Here is an 11294-nt window from a genome sequence, read left to right as displayed (position 1 = left end):
GTGAATCATGAGCGAAACCCTGACGCAGGCCGTGGCCCGCGAAATCCGTGCCCCGCATGGCAGTGAACTGCACTGCGCTAACTGGCTTATCGAAGCGGCCTGGCGCATGATCCAGAATAACCTCGACCCCGATGTCGCCGAACGTCCGGACGATCTGGTGGTCTACGGCGGCATCGGCAAAGCCGCACGTAACTGGCCCTGTTTTGAGCAGATCCTGCGCTCGCTGCGCCTGCTGCAGCCGGATGAGACGCTGCTGATCCAGTCCGGTAAACCGGTGGGCGTATTCCGCACCCATGCCGACGCACCGCGCGTGCTGCTGGCTAACTCTAACCTGGTGCCGCACTGGGCGAACTGGGATCATTTTCATGAGCTGGATCGCGCCGGCCTGATGATGTATGGCCAGATGACCGCCGGCTCGTGGATCTACATTGGCGCCCAGGGCATTGTGCAGGGAACGTTTGAGACCTTCGCCGAAGCGGGCCGCCAGCACTATAACGGCGATCTTGCCGGTCGCTGGATCCTCACCGCGGGCCTCGGCGGCATGGGCGGCGCACAGCCGCTGGCCGGCGTGCTGGCGGGTGCCTGCGTATTAGCGATTGAGTGCCAGGAGTCGCGCATCGATTTTCGCCTGCGCACCCGCTATCTCGATCACAAAGCGCGTACGCTGGATGAGGCGCTGGCGCTGATTGAACAGGCCACGGCGGCAAAAGAGGCGATCTCTGTCGGCCTGCTGGGCAATGCGGCGGAGATCCTGCCGGAGCTGGTAAACCGCGCCCGCGCCGGCGGCATACGCCCCGATATCGTGACCGATCAGACTTCTGCGCACGATCCGGTCAACGGCTATCTGCCGCAGGGCTGGGAGGTGGCACGCTGGCAGGCGGAGCGCCAGCGCAATCCGAAAGGCGTTGAACAGGCGGCGCGCGCCTCCATGGCGGTGCACGTCCGGGCCATGCTCGATTTTCACCATATGGGCGTGCCGACCGTGGACTACGGCAATAATATCCGGCAGGTGGCGCTGGACGAGGGGGTCAGCAACGCTTTTGACTTCCCTGGTTTTGTTCCCGCCTATATCCGCCCGCTGTTCTGCGAGGGCAAAGGCCCGTTTCGCTGGGTGGCGCTCTCGGGCGATCCGGAAGACATTTATAAAACGGACGCAAAATTAAAGTCGCTGTTTCCGGATAACCTCAATCTGCATCGCTGGCTCGACATGGCGCAGGCGCGTATCGCTTTTCAGGGCCTGCCCGCCCGTATCTGCTGGCTCGGACTGGGCGAACGCCATCTGGCCGCGCTGGCGTTCAACGAGATGGTACGCAGAGGCGAGCTGAAAGCGCCGGTGGTGATTGGCCGCGATCATCTCGACTGCGGTTCGGTGGCATCGCCTAACCGCGAAACGGAAGCGATGCGCGACGGCTCGGACGCGGTCTCTGACTGGCCGCTGCTTAACGCGCTGCTGAATACGGCCGGTGGCGCCACCTGGGTCAGCCTGCATCATGGCGGCGGCGTCGGCATGGGTTTTTCCCAGCACGCCGGCGTCGTAATTGTCTGTGACGGTACGCCGGAGGCGGATGCACGGCTGGCGCGCGTTTTGTGGAATGACCCGGCCACCGGGGTAATGCGCCATGCCGATGCCGGCTACGCGCAGGCGCAGGCGTGCGCCGTGCGGCACGGGCTGAACCTGCCGATGCTAACGTAACGGCCGTTTACGCAGGGAAGCGTAGCCGCTATCAGGGAGGGTTGTATATTCCACAAGGATATAATCTATAGCAAAATTATTCCTTTTAGCGATAGACGCTCCGGCGACATATCACTACAGTGATGACTTATCCCCTGCGCTGGCGCGCGTTGCAAACGGAGCCCTCTGTTATGAGTCTGCCTGCTCTCCTGCTGGAAAATGCCCTTAACTGGCGTCATCAGTTACATCAACTGCCTGAGCTGGGCTATCAGGAACAGCAGACCAGCGAGCTGGTCGCCCGCGTACTGGAGCAGGCCGGGCTTCAGGTATTCCGCGGCATAGCGGGCACCGGCGTCATTGGTACGCTGGAGAACGGTCCGGGGCCGGTGATTGGGCTGCGCGCTGATATGGATGCGCTGCCGATCACAGAAAAAGGCAGCGCGGCGTGGAAATCGACCCGGCCCGGCGTGATGCACGCCTGCGGTCACGACGGCCATACCGCTATTCTGCTGGCCGCCGCCTGCCAGCTCGCCGCCACGCGCGATTTCAGCGGCACCATCCACTTTCTGTTTCAGCCCGCCGAAGAGAACCTCGGCGGCGCACGCCGCATGGTAGAAGAAGGTCTTTTCTCGCGCTTCCCTATGGATGCCGTCTATGCGATGCACAACTGGCCCGGACTGCCGCTCGGCACGCTGGCGGTGAATCCGGGGGCGATGATGGCGTCGCTCGACTCCTTTGAGATCACCCTTTCCGGCCGCAGCTGTCATGCGGCCATGCCGGAAAGCGGCGCCGATCCGATGGTCGTGGCGGCTGAGCTGGTGCTGGCGCTGCAGACCATCCCTTCACGCCGCCTTTCGCCGCTGGCGTCCGCCGTGGTGAGCGTGACGCAGATCCACGGCGGCGAGGCGATTAACGTCATCCCGGAGCAGATCACGCTGCGCGGCACGGTACGCTGTCTGCAGCCGGAGGTGCGCGAGCGGGTGCGCGGCCTGATTGAAGAGTTTGTGACCGCGCTGCCGCGACCGTTTGGCGTCAGCGGTGACATTCACTGGTATCCCGGCTATCCGGTGACCGCAAATCACCCTGCCCCGGCACAGCAGGTGCGCGAGGTGGCGGAGCAGATGCTGGGGGACGCGCAGGTAAAATGGGCGTGCAGCCCGTCGATGGCGTCAGAAGATTTCGCCTGTATGCTGGAAGCCTGTCCGGGCGCCTACTTCTGGCTGGGCGCCGACGGCGAGGTGCCTTCTGCGCCGCTGCATAACGCCAGCTACGATTTTAATGATGCGCTGCTGCCGGTGGGGATTACTTTCTGGCAGAAACTGGTGGAGAGCGTACTGGCGAAACGCTGAGCCGCTGCCGTCTGCTAAACCGGGTGCGCAGCACGCCCTGCACCGCGCTTACATGCCCGCCTGCTGCAGCCTGATCTCAGCAGCAGATAAGTTTGCCGCTTCACCCGTTGCCACCAGGCAGCAGGCGAGCTGCAGCCGCAGCGACTGCGGCACGGCACGCGTGCCGTTCAGCACCTCATCACTCCAGCGCGCGGTGGTTTCAGCCTGTTTGTTCTCCGGCAGCGCTTCCACACGCTCCGGCTGCCGCTCAACCCAGATCTGCGCCTCACCCGCTGCGCCGGCAATATAGTTGATCGCCGGACAGCGCAGCGGACTGGCATACACCTCGCCTTCCGTGCCGTTGAGCAGAATAGCGGGCGCGTCTATCGCCTGGAAAAATGCGCCGACGCGCGGCACATATTCAGGATGCGACACGCTGGCAAGACGCAGCGCGGCGCGTTCGGCAAACGGCGTGGCCAGCTTTGCCAGCGTATGCGCACTGTTGCGTACGCCCATCCGCCAGCGCAGCGCCAGCTGTCTGGCCACAGGCGGACAGAGGTTATCGATGGTGATAAACGCCAGCTCGCCGTTATCCAGCGCTGCCTGCGCCTGCGCGGCGGTCGTTACCGCCGCGATGCCTGATGCGGCAAGCACCGCTTCACTGGTTACGCGCGTGGCGTCTTCGCTGACGCCGTGCAGCAGCACCGGAAAGCCCAGTTTTACCAGCAGCCGCGCCAGCAGCGGCGTCAGATTGCCCTGACGGCGCGCGCCGTTATAGCTGGGGATCACAATCGGCATCGGCCGGCCGGCCGGCGCCTGCAGCCGCAGCATACGCTGTTGCATGGCGTGATAGAAACCGCGCATCTCCGCTTCTCCTTCGCCTTTAATCCGCAGCGCAATCAGGATCGCACCCAGCTCCAGCTCCGGCACCTCGTCTGCCAGCATGGCGCTGTAGAGCGCCACCGCAGTGTCGAAATCGATATCGCGCGCATGGTTTTTACCGCGCCCGATCTCTTTAATAATTTTATTCAGTTCCATAGTTACGCTTCCTGCTTTCTGGGCGCGCCGCAGTGCGGCGGCCGGAACGAGTAGCCGCTCAGCGCGGCTACTCAGGCTTTTCGTTTGCGCCTGGCGCTTTTTTTCTCTTCCGGCACCGCAGGCTGCTCGATCGGAAACACCGGCAGCGCCGCCAGCAGCCGGCTGCCGTAGCTTTTGCTGAGCAGACGGCGATCGTAGATCACAATCTCACCAAAACAGTGATGACTACGGATCAGGCGCCCGACCTGCTGTATCAGCGTAAACGAGGCGCTGGGCAGGCTCTGGACTTCAAACGGATAGCGGCGCAGGCTTTTCAGCCACTCGCCTTCGGTCAAAATTACCGGACTGTCTACCGGCGGGAAAGCGATTTTATGAATATGCACCTGCGACAGCAGATCGCCTTTAAGATCGAGCCCTTCGGCAAACGACTGCAGGCCCACCAGAATGCTGCTGTTTCCTGCGGCCACCCGTTCGCGATGCAGCGTCACCAGCCGGGAGCGCGGCTGATCGCCCTGCACCAGCATCGTGAGACGCAGCTCCGGCAGCTGCGCAACAAACTGCTGCATCGCCCGTCCGCTGGCAAACAGCACCAGCACGCCTTTATGTTCCCCTTCCGCCATCTGCTGGCGGAAAAAGCGCGCCATTTCGGCGATGTGCTCAGCTTCGTTTGCCAGCAGCGGCTCATAGCGCATCTGCGGGATCACCAGCTTGCCCTGGTCGACATGATTGAACGGAGAATCGAGCGTCACGAAACGATCGCCCGCTTTCTCACTCAGTCCCGACATCTCCTGCAGGCGGCTGAAGCTGCTGAGCGAACGCAGCGTGGCTGATGTCACGACCACATGCGGAATTTTACGCCACAGCAGCTTCTCCAGCTGGTCGCTGACGCGGATCCCGGCGCAGTGAAACAGCAGGTGCGCCTGCCCCTCGCGCAGTTCACGCGTAACCCATTTAGAGACCGGCGCGTTTGAGGCTTTTTCCATCGCCGCCAGCCGCCAGAGTTTACTGATGGCTTCAAACCAGCCAAAGTGCCGGTTGAGCTGCAGAATCGCTTTATGCAGGCGCATAATATCCGCCTTACCGGTCTGCTCGCCCAGCTCATTCAGCAGCCCCTCACTCAGACCGCGCAGCGCGTCGCTAAGCTTAAACAGTCGCGCACAGAGCGTGAGCAGCGCTTCCGGCAGCTCCCCCAGCACAAAACGAAACTCACCCGGCTGATTATCGGGCGGCAGCAGCGGATTGAGCGCCTGGCTCAGCGCCTGCAGCAGCTCGCGCATCTCTTCGCAGTGCTGTTTGAGCCGTTCAGGATTGGTCAGCGGCGGGGGGGATTTGGGGCGGAACTGCGCCATGATCGTCTCCACCAGCCGTATGAAGAGATCGAGCTGCAGCCCGCTCCAGCCTGGCGTGATCTCGGCGCTCATCTCCAGCGCGTCACGCGCCACTTCCGGCAGATGGTGGCCCTCATCCAGTACCAGCATCAGATGCTTTGCCGGCGGCAGCACCGACTCATTTTCCATAGCTGCCATTACCAGCGCATGGTTTGCGACGACGACGTCAGCCTGTTCAATCTCGCGCCGGGCGACAAAAAAGGGACATTCACGATACCAGCGGCAGTGGTGAGCCAGACAGTTGGCTTTATCGGTCGAGAGGCGCCGCCACAGGCTGTCATCGATCGCCTTCTCCGCGTGATCGCGCAGGCCATCCCATATATGGCGGCTGAGATCTTTCTCCAGCCCGGAACAGATTTTCTGCTCCTCTTTTGAGCCGGTCACCGCCTCTTCATCCAGATAGAACAGCAGGTCGCCCTGCTGATCGTCGCTGGCGGCCAGCGCGGCCAGATTACGCGGGCAGACATAGCGTCCGCGGCCAAAGGCCGCCGTAAAGGTGAGATCGGGGATGATCTTTTTCAGCAGCGGGAGATCTTTAGTGAAAATCTGATCCTGCAGCGCCACGTTAGCTGTGCTGATCACCAGCCGTTTTTCATCGGCACGGCTTACCGCAATGCCGGGGATCAGATAAGAGAGCGTTTTACCCACGCCGGTAGGGGCTTCAATAGCCAGATGGCGCCCCTCATCGCCCGCCAGACTTTTTGCCACTTCGGCAATCATCTGGCGCTGCGGCGCGCGCGGGATAAAGTCAGGAACCTGCTGCTGCAGCGCCTTATACCATTGCGCAATCTGGCTTTTAATCGCTGCTGTCAGAGCCATAATTATTACTGTTGAGTTAATCCGGCCTGTATTTTTACACAGTAATCTGGCAGCGTCAGCCTCAGCGCATCTTTTTTCGCACCCGCTGTCCGTTACAGCAGTTTGTACATCAGGGTGGTCGCCTCCATAACCCCTTCCGTTGAGCAGGCATAGTGCGGTATCTCTCCGGCGCTCTGCCAGCCCAGAGAGAGATAGAGCTGGCTGGCCACGTCTCCGCTGCGGGTATCCAGCACCAGCAGCGTTTTTTTCTGCGCCCGGGCCAGGTCTTCCGCCTGCAGCATCAGCTGACGCGCAATGCCCTGCCGCCGACGCTGCGGGTGCACCAGCAGCTTGCTGATTTCTGCGCGGTGATAACCGTTAGGCATCGGGCTGCCGCTTAGTGTTACGGTCGCCACCGGGATCTGATCCTGCCAGGCCACCAGCAAAATATGGCTTTCATCTGCCAGCGCAGCGGCTCTCGCCTGCCAGAAGCGCTCTATAACCTGCCGATCGCCGGCGTCGGTAAAGCCCACGCTGGCACCGTCTGCGACACAGGCCTGCAGCAGATCGCTCAGCGGAGCGATAGCGTGTGCTGCGCTGGCAGCAGTAAGCTGAGAAAACGTGATCATGGTTTGCATACCGCCAGAATATAGCGGGCGCCCGCTTGCGCATCGGCGCTGAAGGCGGAGCGTCCCGTCAGGTGAAAACGCAGGCAATCGCCGGCAGCCAGCGTCCAGCGCTGCTGCTCCATAACGATCGTTAAGCCGCCGCTCTGCAGCCAGATATGCTGCTCAAGCCCCTGAAGGGGAGGCGTGTCATAGTAAATATGTGCGCCTGGCGGGAGTACCCCTTCAATCAATTCTGTTTTAAACTGCCTTGCGGGAGGAGAAAGGGTGCGACGCTGAAAGCCGCTATCGGGATCGCGCCAGCAGGTTTGCTGGTCAGCTTTTATCAGCAGCAACGTCTCATCTTCGACCTCCTGCAACAGACGTGACATTGTCACGCCATAAGCACGACATAACCGGTTAAGCAATGCTGCGGTAGGACTGGTCTCAGCGCGTTCAATGCGCGACAATGAGGCCCGGCTGATGCCTGTCGCCTGAGCGAGTTCATCCAGCGACCAGCCCTGCTGTTCGCGAAGCTCAGCGAGCCGCAGCGCCAGCCGGTTATCCGTTTCAGTTACTGACATAGTGCCCTCTCAGATATGAGAAATCGCTCTCTTATTTGAGAATTAACCGAAAATCGGGAAAAAACTCAAGTTGTACAATAAAATAAAGATTGTACAAGGCAGCCCCGACGGTTAAGGTGTTTTTATGCAGGTCGCAATATTTGAGGACATTATGGCCTTATACAGTATCGGCGATGTTGCCGAGCGCTGTGGAATAAACCCGGTAACACTTCGCGCCTGGCAGCGACGTTACGGTCTGTTAAAGCCTCAGCGCACCGAAGGTGGTCATCGACAATTTGATGATGAAGATGTTCAGCGTATCGAAGAGATTAAACGCTGGATAGAGAGCGGCGTGCCCGTCGGTAAAGTAAAAGCGCTGCTTGAGGGTGAAACGGTCAACGTGCACGACGGCTGGACTGCGCTGCAGGAAGAGCTGATGAGCGTGTTGCGCCACGTCCGCGCGTCAAAGCTGCGCACCAAGATTGCCACCATCGGTCGTGAGCATCCGATTGATGCATTGATCGATCACGTTTTTGTGCCGGTACGCCAGCGTCTGGGTCTCGATCAAAACACTGCCCGCACGATGTGCAGCCTGCTGGACGGCGCTATCATCGATTACGTCGCGTTTTGTCTGGCGGGTGCCCGCAAAAAACCAGGTAAAGATGCGCTGATTATCGGCTGGGCCGTGGAAGATCGCACCCGAATCTGGCTGGAAGCCTGGCGTCTGGCACAGCACGGCTGGCGCATGGATGTGCTGGCTGAACCGCTGGATATGCCGCGCCCTGAGCTCTTTCCGGGACAGCATCTGTTTATCTGGACCGGGAAACGGCCAACGCGGCGTCAGCAGGAGCAGTTTGAACACTGGCAGGCGCAGGGGTTTTCCATACAGATGCACGAACCGGCTTAATGTAAAACCGCACGTCAGGCCTTTTTCCTCTGCCGGGCGCGCGTTATCATGCCTGACTCACGGCATTAATCAGGTACTGCAATGAACTGGAATAAAATTTTTATCGGTACGCTGTTCGCCATCATGGCGATAGGCGGTATGGGTGGCATGATGCTGGTAGGCTACAGCCTTATTCTGCATACCCGGTAAACCAGCGCTGCACCCGCTCCAGCAGCCGGTCGCAGATCAGCGCCAGCAGCGCAACCAGTATGGCTCCCTGAATGACATAGGCGGTGTTAAAGCCGCTCAGACCAATGATAACGGGCGAACCCAGACTGGCCGCGCCTACCGTTGACGCGATAGCCGCAGTCCCGATATTGATCATCACCGATGTGCGTATACCCGCCATCATCACCGGCGCAGCCAGCGCCAGTTCAATCTGCCAGAGGCGCCGCCACGGCCCCATGCCAAGCCCGGTTGCGATCTCCCGGTTACTGGCCGGCACGCTCTCAATACCCGCCAGCGTCCCCTGCAATACCGGCAGTACGCCATAAAGAAACAGCGCGACAATTGCAGGCGTTGCGCCAAATCCCATCACCGGTACGGCAATCGCTAACACCGCAACCGGCGGAATGGTCTGTCCTGCCGCAGCCAGCGTCTCAAGCGTTGGCCGGAACGCCTCGCCAGCGCGGCGCGTGGCAAAAATTGCTCCGCCCACGCCCACAATCGTTGCCAGCAGGGTGCCGCTGGCGACCAGCCAGAGATGGGCCAGCGTCAGACGCCAGAAGCTCTCCTGCTGATAGAGCGGACGCTCCAGCCGGGGAAACCACCAGGCAAACAGCGCTTCACTGTGCGGTAATCCCCACAGCAGCAGTAAAAACAGCGCAATCAGCCAGCTAAGCGGCTCGCGTAACAGGCGCTTCATTGCGCCTCCCGCGGGCGCAGCAGATCGCTGAAATGCAGCACGCCCACCCGCTGCTGCTGCTGATCCACCACCGGTAAGGTATCGGTCCCGCGCGCGATAAACTGCGACAGCGCTTCACGCAGCGACAGCGCAGCGGTAATAGGCTCGGCATCAACCCATTCGCCGCGGCGCGCCATGCTGCCCGCCTGCCCCAGCGCCAGCAGCCGCACGCCCAGCTCGCTGCGGCCAAAAAAGTTGCGGACAAAGTCGCTGGCGGGCTGCGTCAGCAGCGTAACCGGTGCGCCCTGCTGCATAATCTTACCGTTATCCATCAATACCAGCTGGTCAGCCAGCGTCAGCGCCTCATCAATATCGTGCGTCACCAGCACGATGGTGCGGCCGGTAAGCCGCTGAATGCGCAGCATCTCCTGCTGCAGCGCCTGGCGGTTTACCGGATCGAGCGCCCCGAAAGGCTCATCCATCAGCAGCAGTTCCGGATCGGCAGCCAGCGCGCGCGCTACTCCTACCCGCTGCTGCTGCCCGCCGGAAAGCTGATGCGGATAGCGGGTCGCCAGCCGGGGATCGAGATTCAGCAGTGCCAGCAGCTCTGCCACCCGTGCCGCAATTTTCTGTGCGGGCCAGCCCAGCAGCGATGGCACGGTGGCGATGTTTTTCGCCACGCTCCAGTGCGGGAATAAGCCGATTGACTGAATGGCGTAGCCGATGCGCCGGCGCAGTGCGCGGACGTTCATCTGGCCGATAGGCTCGCCCGCAAAGCGGATCTCGCCGCTGTCATGCTCCACCAGCCGGTTGATCATCTTCAGCAGGGTCGATTTACCGGAGCCGGATGTGCCGATCAGAACCGTAAAACTCCCCTGGCCGATCTGCAAAGAGAGATCGGAAATCGCCGTTTTACCGGCAAACTGTTTGCTCACGTTATGAAATTCAATCATCTTTTCTCTCCAGCAGCGCGGACAGCAGCCGCAGCAGCGCATCACAGAGTACCGCCAGCGCCACTACCGGGATCACCCCCAGCAGAACCAGATCCAGCGCGCTGCTCAGCAATCCCTGAAAGACGATAGCCCCAAAGCCGCCGGCACCAATCAGCGCCGCCACGACTGCCAGACCCACGGTTTGCACCACCACCACCCGCAAACCGGCAAGCCAGACCGGTAGCGCCAGCGGCAGCTCCGCCTGCCAGAACTGCTGTCCGGAACTCATGCCCATGGCGCGTGCGGTTTCGCGTACTTCAGGCGGCACCTGCTCCAGCCCGGCCACCACGCTGCGTACCAGCGGCAGCAGCGCATAGAGCACCAGCGCAATCAGCGCCGGCGCCATACCGATACCGCTGATGCCAAAACGGCCGAGTACGGGAAAATGTGCAGCCAGCCCGGCCAGCGGCGCAATAAGCAGGCCGAAGAGCGCCACAGAGGGAATGGTCTGGATAAGATTCAGCAGGCTGAATACCGGCCGCTGCCAGCCAGGACGGCGCGCAATGGCCAGCCCCAGCGGCACTCCCGCCAGCAGCACCGGCACCAGCGTACCGCAGACCAGCAGCAGGTGCTGGCTAAAGGCCGCATGGAACGTGGTGCTGCGGCTAGCATACTCTTTCAGCAGCGACAGCTGATCCAGCCAGCCGGTCAGTAAAAGCAGCAGCGGCAGCACGCCGGTCTGCAGATTCAGCAGAATGCGCCAGACAGCCTGCCGGTTTATTGCTCTGATCGCTTCTGCTGCCAGCAGCAGCGATAATCCGGCCGCACACCATAAACCGCTGCCAAACGCCGTGCGCGCCAGCGGCGAACTGCTGCGCGCCAGCTCGCTGGCACCGCTGCCGCCGAGGCCGATAAGCAGTGCAAACAGACCCTGCGCGCCCAGCAGGGTTAGCAGAGCCGTACGCCGGCCCGGCGGCCCGAACAGGCTCAGCCAGAGCAGCGCGATCGGCAGCGCCAGCCAGCCGGCGTGCGCAACCTGCCACACCATCAGCGGCTCGCCCGATACCAGCCGGTTAGCCGCAAAGCGCAGAAATGGCAGCGTCAGCAGCGTCAGCGTGATAAGCGCCGTCAGCAGCAGCGTGACCGGCTGACGGCCGGGGCGCAGCAGCAGCTGTCGCAC

General features: G+C 61.5%; 10 protein-coding genes. 3 read left to right on the top strand and 7 right to left on the bottom strand.

Translation table 11 applies throughout. The features are described from left to right. The first annotated feature begins 7 nt into the window (after positions 1–7). Together hutU and B4056_RS04875 are read left to right on the top strand one after the other, a co-directional pair. Positions 8–1693, top strand: a complete 1686-nt coding sequence (gene hutU, locus B4056_RS04880) for a urocanate hydratase (protein WP_094112195.1) — start codon at positions 8–10, stop codon at positions 1691–1693. A 170-nt stretch (positions 1694–1863) separates the two neighbouring features. Next, positions 1864–3021, top strand: coding sequence for a M20 aminoacylase family protein (locus B4056_RS04875; protein WP_071669016.1), 1158 nt, complete (start codon positions 1864–1866; stop codon positions 3019–3021). Between the two features lie 48 nt (positions 3022–3069). Here B4056_RS04875 and ybiB read toward each other — a convergent pair whose 3' ends face one another. From ybiB to B4056_RS04855, 4 genes are all read right to left on the bottom strand, one after another. Continuing rightward, positions 3070–4038 (bottom strand): DNA-binding protein YbiB, encoded by a 969-nt coding sequence (gene ybiB, locus B4056_RS04870; RefSeq protein ID WP_039383385.1) that lies wholly within the window; start codon positions 4036–4038, stop codon positions 3070–3072. 71 nt (positions 4039–4109) lie between these two features. After that, entirely contained in the window at positions 4110–6245 is a 2136-nt protein-coding gene (gene dinG / locus B4056_RS04865) for an ATP-dependent DNA helicase DinG (RefSeq protein ID WP_288653982.1), read from the bottom strand. 92 nt (positions 6246–6337) lie between these two features. Further along, on the bottom strand, positions 6338–6853 hold the full coding sequence (locus tag B4056_RS04860) for a GNAT family N-acetyltransferase (protein ID WP_039383382.1): 516 nt from the start codon (positions 6851–6853) through the stop codon (positions 6338–6340). Further along, positions 6850–7413 (bottom strand): helix-turn-helix domain-containing protein, encoded by a 564-nt coding sequence (locus tag B4056_RS04855; protein WP_094112193.1) that lies wholly within the window; start codon positions 7411–7413, stop codon positions 6850–6852. The genes B4056_RS04860 and B4056_RS04855 overlap by 4 nt, the downstream gene beginning before the upstream one ends. A gap of 151 nt (positions 7414–7564) precedes the next feature. Here B4056_RS04855 and B4056_RS04850 point away from each other — a divergent pair, with 151 nt between their 5' ends. Further along, entirely contained in the window at positions 7565–8299 is a 735-nt protein-coding gene (locus B4056_RS04850) for a MerR family transcriptional regulator (protein ID WP_039385767.1), read from the top strand. A 169-nt stretch (positions 8300–8468) separates the two neighbouring features. Here B4056_RS04850 and B4056_RS04845 read toward each other — a convergent pair whose 3' ends face one another. From B4056_RS04845 to B4056_RS04835, 3 genes are read right to left on the bottom strand one after another with little or no spacing between them, the layout of a single operon-like run. Further along, positions 8469–9203 (bottom strand): ABC transporter permease, encoded by a 735-nt coding sequence (locus B4056_RS04845; RefSeq protein WP_039383378.1) that lies wholly within the window; start codon positions 9201–9203, stop codon positions 8469–8471. After that, on the bottom strand, positions 9200–10135 hold the full coding sequence (locus B4056_RS04840) for an ABC transporter ATP-binding protein (RefSeq protein WP_288653978.1): 936 nt from the start codon (positions 10133–10135) through the stop codon (positions 9200–9202). The genes B4056_RS04845 and B4056_RS04840 overlap by 4 nt, the downstream gene beginning before the upstream one ends. After that, a complete protein-coding gene (locus B4056_RS04835; RefSeq protein WP_094112192.1) occupies positions 10128–11294 on the bottom strand; it encodes an ABC transporter permease in 1167 nt (388 codons plus the stop codon). Before B4056_RS04835 ends, B4056_RS04840 begins: the two co-directional genes overlap by 8 nt.

Origin of the sequence: Pantoea sp. UBA7232 (genome assembly GCF_002473195.1) — a bacterium.
Lineage (GTDB): Bacteria > Pseudomonadota > Gammaproteobacteria > Enterobacterales > Enterobacteriaceae > Pantoea > Pantoea eucrina.
The sequence above is the reverse complement of the archived record's forward strand: the minus strand, read 5'-3'. Positions and strand labels throughout refer to the sequence as shown.